This is a genomic window from Bifidobacterium ramosum (genome assembly GCF_009299505.1).
Classification (GTDB): Bacteria; Actinomycetota; Actinomycetes; order Actinomycetales; family Bifidobacteriaceae; genus Bifidobacterium; species Bifidobacterium ramosum.
On the sequence record NZ_WBSM01000003.1, the window covers coordinates 65,031 to 82,732 of the forward strand.

The following is a 17,702-nucleotide window of genomic DNA, read 5'->3' on the forward strand; positions in this document are numbered from 1 at the left end:
CACCCCTAACGGACATACAGCCGATTCGGACGGCGAAAGCGGCTGGTTGTCCGTCAGGGTGAGGCGTGTGGCGTCTGGAACGACCCAAAGCCCTTATAGCTTCTTCCCTTCACGGACATCCAGCCGCTTTCGCCGTCCGAATCGGCTGTATGTCCGTCAGAAAAACGAAAGAGGCGTTGCCCCGGAACATCCCGGGACAACGCCTCCATCGGTGGAAATCACATAACGCGTGCGGAGACTGCCGTCTGAACCCGAAGGCGTACTTCGTACGCCGAGCGGTGAAGAAAGGCAGTATACGCTCCGTTATGTGATTTACTGTAATTTCTCCACCTGGTTGAAGCCCAGCTCCACCGGCGTATCGCGGCCGAAGATGGACACGAGCACGGTGAGCTTCTGGGTGGTGGGCTCGACGTCGGAGACGACGGCGGCCATCGTGGTGAACGGGCCGTCGGTGACGGTGACCTGATCGCCGACCGCGTAGGACACCTCGACGGTGCGCTTCTTGGCGACGGCGGGCTTATCGCCGGCCTTCTTGAGCGCCTCGGACGCGATCATCGGGGCCATCATCTCAACGACTTCCTTGCGCGTGAGCGGAGCCGGATCCTTGGTCGGGCCGACGAAGCCGGTCACGCCTTCGGTCTCGCGGACGATGCGGCGAGCATCCTCATCCGGCCACATGCGAATCAGCACATAACCGGGCACACGCACGCGGGTGATGATCTTCTTGCCCTTGTCGGTGTGCTTCTCGACTTCCTCCATCGGTACTTCGATCTGGAAGATCTTGTCTTCGAGGCCGAAGCTGACGATACGGGACTCGACGTTGGTCTTGACGCGCTTCTCGTAGCCGGAGTACGTATGCAGCACGTACCAGTTGCCTTCGAGGGTCTTCAGCGATTCCTTGAAATCGGCGACGGCCTTCGCGCCGGCATCCTCGACTTCGTCATCATCCGTGGCGTCGGCGGACGCATCGGCATCGTCGGATGCGATCTCGCTGGTCGTCTCGTCGACGTCGGCCTCGCCGTCCGTCGCAACGGGAGCGGTCTCGGTCACGTCGGCCGCATCGGCCACGGCATCGTCGGAGGAAACAACGGAGGCGTTCTCGTCAAGCCCGTCGAGGTTTTCGAGATTCACTTCATCATTCATGCGTCAATTCACCTTCAGGTTGATCAGATCAGCCGAAAATCCACAGCACGAGCTTGCCCAGACCGAAGTCCATACCCGTGACGAGCGCCATGAGGAACAGCACGAAAATGAACACGGCCAGCGACCAGAAGAACAGTTCCTTGGCGGTGGGAGTAACGACCTTACGAAGTTCGTCGATGATCTGCTTGATGAACAAGCCGATCTGCATAAAGACATTTGGTTTCTTTGCCGAGACGGCCTTGCTTGCTTTCGCCATAACCATCCTTACGATCGCATATTCATCAAGAAGACTTGGCAGGGAAGGCGGGACTCGAACCCACAACCTACGGTTTTGGAGACCGTTGCGCTACCAATTGCGCCACTTCCCTAGGTGAACTCTGCCATGCTAGCGAACCTGAACGACAGGACGCTTACGCCCGGCAAAAACCGCCAAGGCGATATAGTAGCGGATGATGGCGATTTCGTCCAATCGTACGAAAAAATCCCGTGGAAAAACCACGGGATTTCAACGTTTGTACGGCATGTCTCGCACCGACTGGCGACGCTGATTTGCAGCGCTTACGCCTCGGTCCTGCAATTATTGACCTCGCTACGCTCGGACTCAATCCTGCCTTCGTTCAGCCTACCGGCCTCGCTCAGGGCTCACCTACGAACAGCCCACTGGGCTGTTCGCTTAACGGTTCGGTCCAGCAACAGCTGGCCTCGCTACGCTCGGGCTCAAGTCTGCTCTCGTTCGGCCTATCGGCCTCACTCGAGACTCGCCTACGCGAAGCCCACCGGGCTTCGCGCTTAACGGCTCGTCCATTCCTTGAAACGGCGCATGCCTTCGGCGAGCTGGTCGTCGGCGAGCGCATAGGAGAAGCGCAGGTATCCGGGGGCGCCGAACGCCTCGCCCGGCACGGCGGCCACGTGGGCCTCGTCGAGCAGCGCGGCGGCGAGTTCGGAGGAGCTTGCGCACACGGTGCCCCGCTCCCCCAGCGGACGGTCGAGCAGGCCGGTCACGTCGGCGAACGCGTAGAATGCACCGGTCGGCGTCGGGCAGACCACGCCGTCGATGTCGTTGAGCGCGGCGACGATCGCCTTGCGACGCGCGTCAAACGCCTCACGCATCGCGTACACGGCGTCGAGCGGGCCGGACACGGCCGCGATCGCCGCACGCTGCGACACGTTCGCCACGTTCGACGTCATGTGTCCCTGCAGCTTGGACGCGGCCTTGGCGACCGGCACCGGCGCGATGAGCCAGCCGACGCGCCAGCCGGGCATCGCATACGTCTTGGCGACGCCGTTGAGCACGATGAGCTGGTCACGGCATTCCGGCACGGCCGCGCCGATGTACGTGGTCTTCGCGTCGTCGTAGTTGAGGTGCTCGTAGATCTCGTCGGAGATGATCCAGATGTGGTGGTCGATGGCCCACTGCGCGATGCCCTTGATCGTTTCGGGCGACCAGACCGCGCCAGTCGGGTTGTTCGGCGAGTTGACGATGATCGCCTTGGTGCGCTCGGTGCGGGCGGCCTCCAGTGCGGCGAGGTCCGGCTCGAAGCCACGGTCGCCGCCGGCGAACACGAGCACCGGCTTGCCGCCGGCGAGCTTGACGGCCTCCGGGTAGCTGGTCCAGTACGGGGTCGGGATGATGACCTCGTCGCCGTCGTTGAGCAGCACCTGGAACGTCGAGTAGACGGCCTGCTTGCCGCCGTTGGTCACGACGACCTGATCGGCGGTGACCTCGTAGCCGGAGTCACGCAGCGTCTTGACGGCGATCGCCTCGCGCAGCTCGGGCAGGCCGGGGGTCGGCGTGTACTGGTAGTTCTTCGGGTCGCGGCAGGCCGCGGCGGCCGCGTCGACGACGTAGTCGGGGGTCGGGAAGTTCGGCTCTCCCGCGCCGAAGCCGATGACGTCGAGTCCGGCGGCCTTCATGGCCTTCGCCTTGGCGTCGACGGCCAGCGTCGCGCTGGGTGCCACGTTGTTGATACGGTCGGAAAGAGTCTGCCAATCAGCCATAGTCATGGCTTCTAAGATAAACCCCGCACGCGATGTTTCTCAAGGGTGTCGCGGCGTTCCATCGTCCCCGAATCCCCATCCCCTCAACGGACATGCAGCCGATTTGCACCCCGGTTTCGGCTGTATGTCCGTTGGGAGGCGAGAGCATGTTGCGATGACTGCGATTTTTGGGAATATGTGACCTCCCCTTTGACGGACATACAGCCGATTTGTAGCCTGATTTCGGCTGTATGTCCGTTAGAGGTTATGACATATCAGCGATGATGGCCGCCGCACTCTCGGCAAGCTCTCATCTCCAACGGACATACAGCCGAAACCGAGCTACAAATCGGCTGTATGTCCGCTACACGGGTCAGAGCAGCACCAGATTGTCGCGGTGGACGAGCGGATGGGCGTATTCCTCGCCCAGAAAGCGCTTGAGCTGCGTGGTGGTGCGGCCCAGCATCTGCGGGATCTCCTCGGAGTCGAAGCCCGCCAGACCGCGCGCCAGATGCGTACCCGCCTCGTCGTCGATCCACACCGGATCGCCCGCCGAAAACTCGCCGTGCACCTCGAGCACGCCCGCCGCCAGCAGGCTCGCCCGCCCGCCGCGCACCGCCGCGGCCGCACCCGCATCGGCCACCAGCGCCCCGCGCGGATTCGCCGCGAACCCGATCCACAGCCGCCGCGACGATCCGCGCTGCTTGACCGGCGCGAACGCCGTGCCCACCGGGTCGCCCATCAGCGCAGGCCCGGCGAACCGCGCGCACGTCATCACGGCCGGGATGCCGGACACCGCCGCCACACGCGCCGCCTCCAACTTGGTCACCATGCCGCCCGTCCCCACGCCGGACGTCGATCCGCCGATGCGCACGTTGCCCAGCGTCTCGACCACATCCGGCACGAACGCGATCCGCCGCGACCCCGGCTCGGAAGGCGGCGCGGTATATAGCGCATCCACATCCGTAAGCAGCACGAGCGCGTCGGCCCGCACGAGATTCGCCACGAGCGCCGACAGCCGGTCGTTGTCGCCGAACCGAATCTCGTTGCTCGCCAGCGAATCGTTCTCGTTGACGATCGGCACCACGCCGAGATCGAGCAACCGGCCGAGCGTACGCTGCACGTTGCGATACTGCTGCGGTCGGATCGTATCCTCGGCGGTGAGCAGGATCTGCCCGACGCGCACGCCGAACCGGCCGAACGCGGCCTCGTACTGGGCCATAAGCAGACCTTGGCCAACCGCTGCGGTCGCCTGCTGCGTGGCGACGTCGGTCGGCCGAGAGTCGAAGCCGAGCGGACCGAAACCGGCCGCGATCGCACCGGACGACACCAGCACGACGCGCGCACCCTGGCGCACGGCCGCCGACAGCGCGGCGACGAGTGCGCCCAACTTGCCGGCGTCCAGATGACCGGACGGCTGGGTCAGCGAACTCGATCCGACCTTGACGACGACGGTCTGCGCAGCCGCGATCGCACGGCGTACCTCGGCTTCCGTAGGCATGGACTACTCCTCGTCCGTATCACCGCGGCCGAACAGGCTCGTCTCGTCGTGACGGTCGTCGTCGACGGACGGATCGGCCCAGTGGCCGGCCGCACGTTCCGCGGCCATCGCCTCGCGCACGGCCGCGCGCGCGTCCATCATCTCGTGGTACTGGCGGCGACGTTCGGAGTTCGTACGGCGACGGCCGCCCGGCTCCTCGCTCTCGAGTCGCAGATCCTTGCCACGGGCGCCCAGCTGCGCGCCGTCCAGCATCTCCGCGCCGGCCGCGATCGTCGGATCCCAGTCGAACTCGACCGCACGCGGGCCACGGCCGATGCGCACCTCGTCGCCCGGCTTCGCGCCCTGGCGGCGCAGCTCGTCCTCCACGCCCAGCTTGGCGAGGCGGTCGGCGAGATAGCCCACGGCCTCGTCGTTGTCGAAGTTCGTCTGCATGACCCAACGCTCCGGCTTGGTGCCGCGCACCTCGAACCAGAACTGCGCGCCATCCGCACTTTCGCGACGCTCCACGGTGAAGTCGAGCGCGCTGCCACCCTCGTCGGCGCGGCGACGGCGGCGACCGCCCTGCTCGAGCGGCTTGATGACCACGCGGGTCTCCTCCTCGGCCTGCTCGCGCTTGGCGACCTCGGCCCGCATGTCCGCGACCATCGCAGCCAGCGCGAAGCCGAGCTCCTTCAGACCCGCATGCGAGGCGGTGGACACCTCGAAGACCTTGAAGCCGAGCTTCTCGAAGTCCGGACGCACGAAATCGGCCAGCTCCTTGGCCTCCGGCACATCGATCTTGTTGAGGATGATGATGCGCGGGCGATCCGGAATCGGAATCGCACCCAGCGGCAGCTCGAGCTTGTCGGCGTACTCGGCCAGCTCGTGCTCGAGCGCCTCGTAATCGGCCATCGGATCACGGTTCGGCTCGAGCGTGGCGCAATCGATCACGTGAGCGATGATCTCCGTGCGCTCGATGTGGCGCAGGAACTCAAGGCCCAGGCCCTTGCCCTCGGACGCGCCCGGAATCAGACCCGGCACGTCGGCGATCGTGTAGCGCGCGTCGCCGGCCATGACCACGCCGAGGTTCGGCACAAGCGTGGTGAACGGATAGTCCGCGATCTTCGGCTTGGCCGAGCTCATCGCGGCGATCAGGCTGGACTTGCCGGCCGACGGGAAGCCGACCAACGCGACGTCGGCGATCGACTTGAGTTCGAGGATCACGTCGCGTTCCTCGCCCAGTTCGCCGAGCAGCGCGAAGCCCGGAGCGCGGCGGGTGCGATTCGCGAGGGCCGCGTTGCCGAGACCGCCCGCGCCGCCGTATGCGGCAACGAACCGGTCGCCCTCGTGGCGCAGGTCGGCGAGCTGCTCGCCGGGGCGCTTGGACTGGCCGGTCTGGCCCTTGGCCTCGAAGATCACCGTGCCGACGGGCACGGGCAGGATCAGGTCGGCGCCCTTGGAACCGTCCTTGGTGTCGCCGAGGCCCATCGTGCCATTGCCGGCCGCGCGGTGCGGCACGAAACGGTAGTCGAGCAGGCTGTTCGCGTTGCGCGTCGCCTCGAAGATGACGGAGCCGCCGTCGCCGCCATTGCCGCCGTTCGGGCCGGCGAGCGGCTTGTACTTCTCGCGCTTGATGCCGGCGGAACCGTTGCCGCCGTCGCCGCCCTTGACGTGGACGGTCACGCGATCCACAAAATCACTCATAGATATACCCTACCTTGCTCTCAGTTCCCGGGATTCCGGCGGACGCATCCCGGGAATTGCGTGATGTTCGATTGTATGGAGCGATCCCCGCAATACCGCCAATATCAAGGTCACATAATGATAGAAAATGTTACGTTTCTGGTTCCCGGGATCATCAGGCGCAATCCCGGGAACCAGAAGTCCGTACAAAAAAGGCCGCACCGGCAACCGGTGCGGCCCTAGAAGACCCAATCAGTCTCAGGCGGCGATCACGTCGACGACCTTGCGGTCGCGGCGAACGCCGAACTTCACGCTGCCGTCGGTGAGGGCGAACAGGGTGTGATCCTTGCCCATGCCGACGTTCTCGCCCGGGTGGAACTTGGTGCCACGCTGGCGGATGATGATGTTGCCGGCCACGACGGCTTCGCCGCCGAACTTCTTCACGCCGAGGTATTGCGCGTTAGAATCGCGACCGTTGCGCGAGCTGGAAGCGCCCTTCTTGTGTGCCATGATCTGTTCCTTTCGGTCCTAAGCCCAAGCCTGAAATCAGGCGATCGCCGTGATCTTGACGGCGGTCAGCTTCTGGCGGTGACCCTTGCGACGGGCAACGCCGGTCTTGTTCTTGTACTTCATGATGTTGATCTTGGGGCCCTTGGCCTCATCGTCAACAACTTCGGCCTTGACGGACACCTTCGCCAGATCAGCGGCGGACAGGGTGACCTTGGCACCGTCGACAACGAGGGCAACCGGGAACTCCACGGCATCGCCCTTCTTGGCGTCGAGACGGTTCACGAGGATCACGTCACCGACCTCGACCTTTTCCTGATGGCCACCGGCCTTCACAATCGCGTACATTCTTCGTTCCTTGCTATGGTGTTATAAAGCTACTTGCCTGACGCACGCAAGCCGCTGGTCAGACACCGACTATCTAACGTACACCGACCTATGTACTAACGCAAGTTGAATTCCGGGCGTGTCAATCGCGACACACCCGGAATATCTTAAATTATGGCGTCGAACAGGAGTCGATCACTCCTCGCCGTCGGCGTTGTTCGCGGCGACGGCGGCCGCGGCGATCGCGGCGAGCTTGGCCTTCACGTCCGGCGAGGATCCTTGCGGAACCTGCACATCCGTGCCACGGCCGTGCTTGTTCGTCTTGATGAACGGATCGCCGCCCTTGAGCGCGTACGGGTCGTCGTAGTCGGCGTTCACGGTCGGCTCGTCGTGCAGGATGAAGCCGCGGCCCTTGCAGGTCGGGCACTCCTCGGAGAACGCCTCCACAAGGCCCTGGCCGATGCGCTTGCGCGTCATCTGTACAAGGCCGAGCGACGTGACCTCCGCCACCTGGTGCTTGGTGCGGTCGCGCGCCAGACATTCGACCAGACGGCGCAGCACAAGGTCGCGGTTCGCCGGCATGACCATGTCGACGAAGTCGATCATCACCATGCCGCCGATGTCGCGCAGCCGCAGCTGGCGCGCGATCTCCTCGGCCGCCTCGAGGTTGCACCGGGTCACGGTCTCCTCGAGCGACTTGCCGCGGCCGATGAAGCGGCCGGTGTTCACGTCGATCGTGGTCATGGCCTCGGTGCGGTCGATGACGATCGAGCCGCCGGACGGCAGGTACACCTGACGTTCCATGCCCTTGCGGAGCTGCGAGTCGATCTGCCACTTGTCGAACACGTCCTTGCCGTTGTGCTCGGCCGGATCCCACTTGACGAGCTTGTCGCGCAGGTCGGGGGCCATTGTCTCGAGGTACTCCTCGATGCGCTCGTACACCTTGTCGCCCTCGACGATCATCTGCTTGAAGTCGTCGTTGAAGATGTCGCGCACCACGCGGATCGCCACGTCCGGCTCGCCCTGCAGCAGCTTCGGACGGCGGCCGTGCAGGAACTCGTCGCGCTTGGCGGTGATGCGCTCCCACTGGCGCACGAGGCTTTCGAGATCCTTGACGATCGCCTCCTCGGACGCGCCCTCGGCGGCCGTGCGGATGATCACGCCCATGTCCTTCGGCGCGATCTTCGACACGATGTTCTTGAGGCGGCTGCGTTCGCGGTCGGAAAGCTTGCGGCTCACGCCGGTCATGCCGCCGGACGGCACGAGCACGAGGAAACGGCCGGCGAGCGTGACCTGCGAGGTCAGGCGCGCGCCCTTGTGGCCGATCGGATCCTTGGTGACCTGCACGAGTACCGGATCACCCGACTTGAACGCCAGCTCGATGCGTCGCGGCTGGCCGTCGAGACGCGCCGCGTCCCAGTTGACCTCGCCCGCGTACAGCACGCCGTTGCGCGCCTGACCAATGTCGACGAACGCGGCCTCCATGCTCGGCAGCACGTTCTGCACGCGGCCGAGATACACGTTGCCGACCGTCGCGACTTCCTGGATGTCGGACACGTAATGCTCGACGAGCACGTTGTCCTCGATCACCGAGATCTGCGTGTGGCGGCCGCGCTCACGCACGACCATGAGCCGTTCGACGTTCTCGCGGCGCGCGAGGAAGTCCTGTTCCATGAGCTGCGACTGGCGGCTGCGCTCGCGGCGGTTGTCGCGGCGGCGCTGCTTCTTCGCCTCGAGTCGCGTGGAGCCCTCGATATCAGTGATCTCGTCGATGTACTGCTGCTTACGCGAGCGTCGCGGCGCGAGTTCCTCGACGGCCTCCTCACCCGACTTGGAACGGCGACGACGGCGACGACGGGTGACGGTCGACTCCTCGCCCTCGTTGTCTTCGTCGTCGCGGCGACGGCGCGGCGTATCCGCGTCACGATCACGGTCGTCGGCGTCGGCGGACGATGACTCGTCCGATTCGGTGGTGTCGCGCTCGGTGTCACGTGCGGCGTCACGACCGCCGCGGCGACGGCGACGACGGGAACGGGTCGGCCCCTCCGACAGATCCTCCTCGGTGATCGGCGCGTACGTGATGTCGTCGAACTCGAGGTCCTCCTCGATCTGCTCGACCTCGGCGGCGGCGCGGCGCTCCTGCGCGTTCAGTCGACGCGAACGGCGCGAACGGCCGGACGCAGCCGTATCGTCCTGCGCGTCAGCATCGTCGGCGGAACGGCCGGCACGATCGTCGTCAGACGGACGATCGACCGCGGCGTCGGACGCCACCGTCACATCGGTGGATGCACCGCGACGGCGACGCGAACGACGCGACGAACGCGACGCTCCCGCGTCACGATCATCGTCATGGCCGGCATCGGCGGTCTCGTCATCGCGATCGGCGGCACGGCTACGATCCGCATGCGCGGCAACCGCCGGCAGCACCGGCTCCTGAAACAGCAGCGACGTCATCGGACGCACGCCACGCGGCGACGCGTCATGGTCGATCGGCAGCAGGTCGACGGCGTCGAACGCGCGCTCGTCACCCGACGCATCGTCACGGGAACGCGTGCGGCGACGCGACGCGGCATCGCCGCGATCATCGCGATCGTCACGCGTATCGAACGGCTCGTAATCCGACACCGGGCCACGACGGCGCGAACGGCCGGACTGCGGCTCGTCATACCGCGCGTCGTACTCGTCGTCAAAGGACGCACGGCGACGGCGCGAACGCACGCGGCGCGACGGCTGATCGTCATCACGGTCGTCGCCATCATGATCGTCACGGCGACCGTTCGCACGCGGCGCATCGGCACGGCTGTCGCTCGCGTCGCCATCATCCGCGGTATGTGCGGCGGCACGGCGGCGGCCGACGGACCGCGACGGACGACGGACCGACGAATCATCATCACTCGACTGTGCATCGCCATCACCGGACGACGTGCGGGAATCCTTCGCCGCGGACGCGGCCTCGGCCGCCACGATGTCGGCAACGCGCGGCTCCTCGAACAGCGGCGCGGCATGCTCCTGCACCGTCAGTTCGACGGCGGCACCGGCGGCACCGGCACCACGCACGACGCGGCGGCCGCCACGACGGCGACGCGGCGCCACGGGCTGTGATGCAGACACCGACGGGAGCGACGCCGCGGATGACGCGGGCTGACCCTGACCACTGGAATCAGCGGCGGACGATGCGGTTGTGGATACGGTATTATCTGCGGCTGCGGCTTCGCCGAGCCCCTCATTATTCACGCTGGGCACAATGCTCCTCGGCGCTGCGCTGCAATCGCACCGCCTTATGTCAAGCCCCATACGGTCGTCACACCACGCTCTCACCGTGGCCGCGCATCGATTGCGCCCATATGAAGCACCGGTCAAAAAGTCAATGCTGCGACGGCGGACACCAGCCCCGCGGAAAGAACCACGCGAGGGGATCGACGCCATCGGATGCTCGGCGGCTTGCAGAACCACCGCATTCAAGTATGACACAAAAATTGACGTCCGGTGAACAACCGCGAAATCATGCGACAGTGCGCGCGTCGCACGGCGTTCGGGGGTGCGGTTCGGGCGAGCAGACGGCCGGAACCGTCACTCAGTGTGCGCAATCGGCACCGTGGCGCGCACTGAGTGACGAAACGACGATCCAAATCATCACTCAGTGCGCGTCGATACGCCGATTGCGCGCACTGAGTGATGATGGCGATCGAGCAAGCTCAATTCCGCAGCCACGCCACGCCCGACGATGTTTATTCGACGCCGATGAGCCATTCCTCCAGGATGTCGGCAAGAAGGGCGAGCTCGGATTCGGGGAGCTGCTCGTCGTGCTTGTGGGCGAGGAGCGGACTGCCGGCACCAAGGTTCACGGCAGGTATGCCAAGGATCGCGAACCGGGCCACGTCAGTCCAGCCGAGCTTGGCGAGCGGCTCGCGGCCCGTACGCTCGCGCACCAGCCGCGCCAGCGAAGCCGCCAGCGGCGAGTCCATGCCGGGTCGGGCGCTCGGCGACTCGTCCTTCATCTCGATGCCGAACCCCGCGAACATGCCGCCGGTCGCCATGTGCTCGCCGTTGCCCAGCTCGGCGCCGCAGTCCGAGCCCATCATGAGCGCCTTGGCCTCAGCGATCGTCTTGTCGGGCGCGAACCGGTAGTTCACGTGCACGCGGCACTCGTCGGGGATCACGTTCGTGCCCTTGCCGCCGGAGATCAGTGTTGCGTTGACGCCCTCACGGTAGACGAGCCCGTCCACCGGCACGTCGGCGGGCTCATACGCGGCAAGCCGACGCAGCACCTCCGCGGCCTTGTGGATCGCGTTCTCGCCCATCCACGCGCGCGCCGAATGCGCGGCCACACCGTGCGTGACCACGTCGAACCGCATCGTGCCGTTGCACCCGCCCTCGATGCCACAGTCGGTCGGTTCGCCGATGATCGCGAAATCGCCGGTGATCCAGTCCGGATGCGCCTCGACCACCTTGCGCAGGCCGTTCTTCTCGGCCGCGACCTCCTCATGGTCGTAGAACACATAGGTCAGGTCGTAGTTCGGGTCGACGCCGCGGTTCGCGCCGCCGTCGCGGCCATCCCCGCCGCCGTTCAGCACCGCGGCCAGATACAGCATCACCGCGTCCGACGCCTTCATGTCGGTCGCGCCGCGCCCCCACAGCACGCGTTCGCCCGGATGCGCGGCGGCCACGTCCTCGCGGATCAGCGGATCGCCCGGTTCGAGCCAGCGCGGCGGGAAGTTGTCGATCACCGGCACCGTGTCGATGTGGCCGGCGAGGATCACACGCTGCGGCTTGCCGAACGAGGTGCTCGCGACGACCGTGTCACCGTGGCGGTGCACGGTCAGATGCGGCTGGGCGCGCAGGAACGTTTCAACCGCATCGGCCAGGGGGCCTTCGTCGTCGCTCACCGAGTACGCGCCCATGATCTGCGCGAGCAATGCCGCGAGCGCCTGCTCACGCGTCGCCGCCCTATCGAATCCGATTGCCGTCGCTGTCTGCCGTGCCAGTTCGTTCGTCATGCGCCTCATCGTAGCGGGTTTCGGCCGCGGCTCCCCCGTTCGTCCCACTTCCCGGGTGCCGTGGCACGAAAACCGATAACTCCCCCCAGCCTTCTCAAAACTCAGAGGCAGATTACACCCTCTGCCGGGGTCTTTCTGCAAACTGAGAGGCAGCATGGCCTCGATACAATCACGAAAAACCACGATAATCATGCCGTCAGGACGGGTTTTCGGGGGCACGGCTGCCTCTCAGTTGCGAGAAAGACGTCAACAAACGCCGAAAAGTGCCTCTCAGTTTGCAGGAAGCCTCCCGACGCCGCCTGCAACCGTCCGCAATGAGATGTCACCGCACAATTAGACGGCGTGTGGCAATATGGGGATAGGTTCAGGTTCGCGGGGCACACCAACGCAATGCCCGCGACGAATGCTGCGTTTGTGTGGCCGGGAGCAGCGGGAAAGAGGGATTATGACGGGTTTGCTGAGCGCGATGGAAGGCTTCTGCGTCATCGGCATCGTGATTCTGGCGGGCTACATCGCCGCGCGCATGCAGATCGGCGGTTCGACTGCCCAGATGGTGCTCAATCGCTTCAGCTTCTTCGTGTCGAGCCCGTGCCTCATGTTCGCGATCCTCTCGAAGGAGCCGATCTTCGACATCTTCCACTCATCGATCGTCGTGGCGTTCTTCTCCGCGATGCTGGTCGGCGTGGTGTTCCTGATCTTGAACCACATGTTCTTCCACATGAGCGCGCCGGACGCGATCATCGGCTCGCTCAACTCGCTGTACCTCAACTCGAACAACATCGGCCTGCCGATCGCCACGTACATCCTCGGCAACGGCGCGATCGTCGCCCCGATCCTCGTCATGCAGCAGGCCCTGTTCACGCCGATCGGCCTGACCGCGCTCGACGTGACCACCAAGGGCAAGGTGTCGGCCAAGGCGATCCTTTCGCAGCCGCTGCACCAGCCGCTGCTCATCGGCTCGCTGCTGGGCATCGCCCTGTCGGCCGTCAACGCGAAGACCGGCTGGTTCATCCCGAACTTCCTGTACGACCCAATCAACATGATCGGCGAGTCCGCGGTGCCGATGATCCTGATGGCGTTCGGCATGTCGTTGCACGGCACGAAGCCGTTGCAGCAGAAGGGCGACGTGCCGGCGATCTTCACGGTGGCGGTGTTGAAGAACATCGTGATGCCGATCATCGCGTTCCTGCTCGCGTACTTCGTGATGGGCTTCCGCGGCAACGTGCTGTACGCGTGCGTGGTGCTCGCCGCGCTGCCGACCGGCCAGAACGTGTACAACTACGCGGCGCGCTACAACGTGGGTCTTACGTTCGCGCGCGACGGCATCCTGATCTCGACGCTGACGAGCCCGGTGTTCATCGCGATCATCGCCGCGCTGCTGAGTTAGCGGCATCGCGATGAACCGTCGCGGCACAGCCTCTCCTCAACGGACATACAGCCGATTCGGGTGGCGAAAACGGCTGTATGTCCGTTGAGGAGAGGAGAGGGAGGAAGAGACTCACCTTGCTAACAACGGCCGCAGCAAACAACGCTTCACCTGCAACAGCCCTGTACCCGCAACGCTCCCTTTCCCCTTCAACGGACAACCAGCCGATTCCACCGTCCGAATCGGCTGGTTGTCCGTTGTGAGCACTACCGCGGCCGCGATGCCGCCACCCGACGCGCCCGCTCGGCGATCGCGTTGAGCCGCTCCATCGCCTCGCGCTGCGCAGCGCTCTGATGCCGCTCCGGCTCGAACGCCCCATACCGCCGCTCGACGGCCGTACGGATCAGAAAATCCGCAATCGCCGGGTTCTTCGGCAGCAGCGACCCGTGCATGTACGTGCCGATCACGTTGTGCACGCGCGCGCCTTCGGTGTGATCCTCGCCGTTGTTGCCGCAGCCGTCCGCGTCCACGCGCCCCAACGGCCGCACGCCGTCGCGCAGAAACGTCTGTCCGGAATGGTTCTCGTAGCCGATCACGTCGCCGAAGTCGTCGCTGTGCTCGACGAGGTTGCCGATCATACGCACGTTCTGGCCGACCGTGTACGCGCCGATCACGCCGATGCCGTCGAGCCGCGTACCGTCGACCGTCTCGAAATACTCGCCGAACAGCTGGTACATGCCGCAGATCATGAGCATCGGCACGCCGTCGGCCGCCAACGTTCGCAACAGGTCAGCGCGGCGGAAGAAGTCGTCGATGATCTTCTTCTGGCCGGTGTCCTGCCCGCCGCCGCCGAGGATCATGTCGACGTGGTCGGGCCAGTCGTCGCCTTGGTTGTATGCGGTGACGCGCGGCTCGTATCCGTACAGCGCGAGCCGGCGCGTGACGGTGAGCACGTTGCCGGAGTCGCCGTAGATGTTCATGTCCTTCGGATACAGGGACATGATGTCGATGGTGGTCATGATGACTTCCTTTGCCGAAGGGACTTACTTGCCGACGCCGGCGTCGGGGACGTCGGCGATGCGGGCGAGCGCGGCGCGTACGGCGAGCATGGCGGTGTACGTGCAGTAGATGTGCTTGGGCGCGTGCGGATGCGCGGGATCGGGGCGTACGAACGCGGCGAGCGCGGCGTCGAGGTCGGTGTCGACCGCGCCGACCGGCACCTGGTCGTATTCGAGGCGCAGGGCCATGTCCCACGCGCGCACGCCGGAGACCTGTTTCACGCCCGTTTCACGCAGACTGGTGAAGTCGACATCCCATAGCCAGCTCATGTCGCGGCCGTCGGCGTATTCGTCGTTGATGACGATCATCGTGTCGGTGTCGGCGGTCGGCGGGAAGCTCGCGAGCGAGAGGCGGAATCCCATCGGGTTCTTGACGAGCAGCAGTTCGGTCGGACTGCCGTTGACGTCGATGACTTCGCCGCGGCCGAACGCGGGGGTGACGTGGGCGACGGCGGCGAGGAGCGCGGAGACGTCGGTGCCGGATTGCGCGAACGTATGCACACGGTCGGCGAACCCGTCGGCCGGCTTGCCTGACGGGCGAACGATGCGGCCCGCGTCGGCGACGACCGCACGCACGACGGCGAGCGCCGCGGCGGCGTTGTACAGGTTGTACACACCCTCGAGCCTGACCGTGGTGGAGCGTGGCTGCGTCTCGCCGGCGAACAGGAAGTCGGCCTCGTGGTCGCCCACGCGGGTGAGCGTCACGTCGGCGGGAAGCGCATTGCGACCGGCGGACGTGTCGCGTGCGTCACGTGCCCCTGCGGACTCGGCGTCGTCTGCGGTACCGTTCGCAGCCGTGCCAGCCGAGTCGTCCGCAGATCCGTCGCCTTCCACGGCGACGGTCGTCGCCATGTCGTCGTCGGACGGGAAGAACGAGCGCAGATCGTCGCTCAATCCGAAATACCGCACGCCGGCCCCCGGCTCGCACACGAGATCCGCGAGCGTCGCGATGCGCGGATCCTCACGATTCAATACCACGGTGCCGGTCGTCGCCTCCGCGACATGGCCGAGCAGCCGCGCGGTGTTGTCGATCTCGCCGAACCGGTCCAGCTGGTCGCGCATCACGTTGAGCAGCAACGCGTACCGCGGGCGCACCTGCCGCACAAAGTGCACGGCGTACGCCTCATCCAACTCGAGCACCGCGATGTCCGCGTCCAGCCGTCCGGCGAGCGTCACCCGTTCGAGCAGCGCGGACACGACGCCGCGCGTGAAGTTCGAGCCGGTCGGGTTCGTGAACACGCGCAGTCCCAGATCGGACAGCATCGAGGCGACCATGCGCGTGGTCGTCGTCTTGCCGTTCGTGCCGGAGACGAGCACCACACCGAGCGGCAGCTGTGCGAGCGTGCGCGCGAGGAATCCCGGATCGATCCGCTCGACGACCTTGCCGGGGAACGCGGATCCGCCATGCCGGGTCGCGCGGGCGGCCACGCGCACGAGCTTGCCGATCGCGGGCGTCGCGAATGCGTTCCACGCCGCGTGCCGAATGTTCCGAACATCGTCGGTCATCTCACACCCCCTGATTCGCGTTGTAGTCCTGCGGCATGTCCTTGAACTTCGACGTCGCGCCGAGGAATGCCAAGTGGAACGTCTCGGTCGGACCGTTGCGGTGCTTCGCCATGATGATGTCCGCCTCGCCCGGCCGGTCCTCCTTGTCGTAGAAGTCCGGGCGATGCACGAGGAACACCACGTCGGCGTCCTGCTCGATCGAGCCGGATTCACGCAGGTCGGACAGCTGCGGCTTCTTGTCGTTGCGCATTTCCGGACCACGGTTCAGCTGCGACAGCGCCACGACCGGCACCTCGAGCTCCTTGGCGAGCAGCTTGAGCGCACGCGAGAACTCGGACACCTCCTGCTGGCGGCTTTCAACATGCTTGCCGGAGGTCATGAGCTGCAGGTAGTCGATGACGACGAGTTTGAGATCGTTGGTCTGCTTGAGCCGGCGGCATTTCGCACGGATCTCCATAAGGGACATGTTCGGCGAATCGTCGATGAACAGCGGCGCGTCGTGCAGCTTGTTCCAAAAGTTGTTGAGCGTGTTCCAGCGTTCCGGCGTGATGTCGTCGGCGCGGCGCATCGCCGCGAGCGGGATGTTCGTTTCGGCGGAGATGATGCGCTGGGCGAGCTCCACCTTGCTCATCTCGAGACTGAACACGATCGACGTCATGCCGTGGTGCAGCGCGGCGGCGCGGGCGAAGTCGATGCCGAGCGTGGACTTGCCCATGGCCGGACGGCCGGCGACGACGACCATCTGACCGGGCTGCAGGCCCTGCGTCACGTCGTCGATGTCGCGGAAGCCGGTCGGCACGCCCTTCTCCATCATGCCGTTCTGTAGTTTGTCGAGCTGGTCGAGCGCGTCGTGGACGACCGGGCCGATCGCGGAGTAGTCCTGCCGCACCTTGCCGACGCTCATCTCGTACACTTCGGCCTGCGCGAGATTCACGACGTCCTCGGCCTGCGATCCTTCCGCCGAATAGCCGAGCTGTGCGATCTTGGTGCCGGCCGCGATGACGTTGCGCAGAACGGCGCGCTGATGGACGATGTCGGCGTAGTACGTCGCGTTCGCGGCGGTCGGCACGGACGCGACGAGGCTGTGCAGATAGTCCGCGCCGCCGACCTTGTCGAGGTCGCCGTCGGCGAGCAGCTTGTTGGCGACGAGGACGACGTCGACTGGCTGGGATGCGGAGAACAGGCCGATGATCGCGTCGTAGATGGTCTGATGCTTCGGCTGGTAGAAGTCGGTGACGTCAATCATCTGCGACACTTCGCCGATCGCGTCCTTGCTCATGAGCATGCCGCCGAGCACGGCCATTTCCGCGTCGTCGTCGTGCGGCGGCACGCGGTCGAACAGCGCGTCGCGCACCGGCGCGCCGCCGTCGCCGGCCGGGCCGCTGCCAATGCTGTTGGCGCCGCCGCTGCGGGCGCGGGTATCGTCCCAAGTAGTTCCGTCTGCCATAGCTACCGAGTATAGGTTCACGCGCGTATCGGGCGCGCGGCCGGCGGCGGCCCCGCCCCTCCGTCCCGTTCTGTCCCGTCCCGCTCCTCCCCGCTCCACCCCCCTAACGGACATACAGCCGATTCAACCATGCTTTTCGGCTGGATGTCCGTTGAGGGGCCAAGGCACAGAGTCCATAAGGCGCTCAAGCGATATCACAATCCCCCGCTCC

General features: G+C 65.5%; 13 protein-coding genes and 1 tRNA gene. 1 reads left to right on the top strand and 13 read right to left on the bottom strand.

Features of this window, described 5'->3' with window-relative positions; all coding sequences use genetic code 11:
• Positions 1 to 312: 312 nt before the first annotated feature.
• The 10 genes from nusG to dapE form a co-directional block, all read right to left on the bottom strand.
• On the bottom strand, positions 313 to 1,143 hold the full coding sequence (nusG, locus tag DSM100688_RS04445) for a transcription termination/antitermination protein NusG (RefSeq protein WP_152357952.1): 831 nt from the start codon (positions 1,141 to 1,143) through the stop codon (positions 313 to 315).
• Between the two features lie 28 nt (positions 1,144 to 1,171).
• A complete protein-coding gene (gene secE / locus DSM100688_RS04450; protein ID WP_152357953.1) occupies positions 1,172 to 1,399 on the bottom strand; it encodes a preprotein translocase subunit SecE in 228 nt (75 codons plus the stop codon).
• 36 nt (positions 1,400 to 1,435) lie between these two features.
• Positions 1,436 to 1,511: transfer RNA gene (locus DSM100688_RS04455), tRNA-Trp, on the bottom strand.
• A gap of 421 nt (positions 1,512 to 1,932) precedes the next feature.
• On the bottom strand, positions 1,933 to 3,141 hold the full coding sequence (locus DSM100688_RS04460) for a pyridoxal phosphate-dependent aminotransferase (protein ID WP_152358091.1): 1,209 nt from the start codon (positions 3,139 to 3,141) through the stop codon (positions 1,933 to 1,935).
• A 352-nt stretch (positions 3,142 to 3,493) separates the two neighbouring features.
• The gene (gene proB, locus DSM100688_RS04465) at positions 3,494 to 4,621 is read right to left on the bottom strand and encodes a glutamate 5-kinase (RefSeq protein ID WP_152357954.1); all 1,128 of its coding nucleotides are present in this window, start codon (positions 4,619 to 4,621) and stop codon (positions 3,494 to 3,496) included.
• Between the two features lie 3 nt (positions 4,622 to 4,624).
• Entirely contained in the window at positions 4,625 to 6,304 is a 1,680-nt protein-coding gene (obgE, locus tag DSM100688_RS04470; protein WP_152357955.1) for a GTPase ObgE, read from the bottom strand.
• Positions 6,305 to 6,541: 237 nt separating this feature from the next.
• Complete coding sequence (gene rpmA / locus DSM100688_RS04475; protein ID WP_152357956.1) at positions 6,542 to 6,793, bottom strand: 50S ribosomal protein L27; 252 nt, start codon at positions 6,791 to 6,793, stop codon at positions 6,542 to 6,544.
• 36 nt (positions 6,794 to 6,829) lie between these two features.
• Entirely contained in the window at positions 6,830 to 7,138 is a 309-nt protein-coding gene (rplU, locus tag DSM100688_RS04480) for a 50S ribosomal protein L21 (RefSeq protein ID WP_152357957.1), read from the bottom strand.
• 174 nt (positions 7,139 to 7,312) lie between these two features.
• Positions 7,313 to 10,411: an Rne/Rng family ribonuclease gene (locus DSM100688_RS04485; protein ID WP_152357958.1), complete on the bottom strand. Its 3,099-nt coding sequence runs from the start codon at positions 10,409 to 10,411 to the stop codon at positions 7,313 to 7,315.
• A gap of 434 nt (positions 10,412 to 10,845) precedes the next feature.
• Complete coding sequence (gene dapE, locus DSM100688_RS04490) at positions 10,846 to 12,114, bottom strand: succinyl-diaminopimelate desuccinylase (RefSeq protein WP_163146834.1); 1,269 nt, start codon at positions 12,112 to 12,114, stop codon at positions 10,846 to 10,848.
• A gap of 445 nt (positions 12,115 to 12,559) precedes the next feature.
• Here dapE and DSM100688_RS04495 point away from each other — a divergent pair, with 445 nt between their 5' ends.
• Entirely contained in the window at positions 12,560 to 13,501 is a 942-nt protein-coding gene (locus DSM100688_RS04495) for an AEC family transporter (RefSeq protein WP_152357960.1), read from the top strand.
• A 245-nt stretch (positions 13,502 to 13,746) separates the two neighbouring features.
• Here the strand turns inward: DSM100688_RS04495 and DSM100688_RS04500 are convergent, their stop codons facing one another.
• Genes DSM100688_RS04500 through dnaB form a run of 3 tightly spaced genes read right to left on the bottom strand, consistent with a single transcriptional unit; the run spans position 13,747 to position 17,491 of the window.
• Positions 13,747 to 14,502: a type 1 glutamine amidotransferase gene (locus DSM100688_RS04500; RefSeq protein WP_152357961.1), complete on the bottom strand. Its 756-nt coding sequence runs from the start codon at positions 14,500 to 14,502 to the stop codon at positions 13,747 to 13,749.
• Positions 14,503 to 14,523: 21 nt separating this feature from the next.
• Positions 14,524 to 16,044 carry a Mur ligase family protein gene (locus DSM100688_RS04505; RefSeq protein WP_152357962.1) on the bottom strand — a complete coding sequence of 507 codons (1,521 nt, stop codon included), beginning with the start codon at positions 16,042 to 16,044 and terminating at the stop codon, positions 14,524 to 14,526.
• 1 nt (position 16,045) lies between these two features.
• Positions 16,046 to 17,491, bottom strand: coding sequence for a replicative DNA helicase (gene dnaB / locus DSM100688_RS04510; protein ID WP_163146833.1), 1,446 nt, complete (start codon positions 17,489 to 17,491; stop codon positions 16,046 to 16,048).
• Between the last annotated feature and the right edge of the window lie 211 nt (positions 17,492 to 17,702).

Coding starts and splice junctions, on each gene's coding strand:
- rplU (WP_152357957.1), bottom strand. CDS start 7,138: ATGTACGCGATTGTGAAGGCCGGTGGCCATCAGGAAAAGGTCGAGGTC.
- proB (WP_152357954.1), bottom strand. CDS start 4,621: ATGCCTACGGAAGCCGAGGTACGCCGTGCGATCGCGGCTGCGCAGACC.
- obgE (WP_152357955.1), bottom strand. CDS start 6,304: ATGAGTGATTTTGTGGATCGCGTGACCGTCCACGTCAAGGGCGGCGAC.
- dapE (WP_163146834.1), bottom strand. CDS start 12,114: ATGACGAACGAACTGGCACGGCAGACAGCGACGGCAATCGGATTCGAT.
- rpmA (WP_152357956.1), bottom strand. CDS start 6,793: ATGGCACACAAGAAGGGCGCTTCCAGCTCGCGCAACGGTCGCGATTCT.
- DSM100688_RS04505 (WP_152357962.1), bottom strand. CDS start 16,044: ATGACCGACGATGTTCGGAACATTCGGCACGCGGCGTGGAACGCATTC.
- DSM100688_RS04495 (WP_152357960.1), top strand. CDS start 12,560: ATGACGGGTTTGCTGAGCGCGATGGAAGGCTTCTGCGTCATCGGCATC.
- DSM100688_RS04485 (WP_152357958.1), bottom strand. CDS start 10,411: ATGGGGCTTGACATAAGGCGGTGCGATTGCAGCGCAGCGCCGAGGAGC.
- dnaB (WP_163146833.1), bottom strand. CDS start 17,491: ATGGCAGACGGAACTACTTGGGACGATACCCGCGCCCGCAGCGGCGGC.
- DSM100688_RS04460 (WP_152358091.1), bottom strand. CDS start 3,141: ATGGCTGATTGGCAGACTCTTTCCGACCGTATCAACAACGTGGCACCC.
- secE (WP_152357953.1), bottom strand. CDS start 1,399: ATGGCGAAAGCAAGCAAGGCCGTCTCGGCAAAGAAACCAAATGTCTTT.
- nusG (WP_152357952.1), bottom strand. CDS start 1,143: ATGAATGATGAAGTGAATCTCGAAAACCTCGACGGGCTTGACGAGAAC.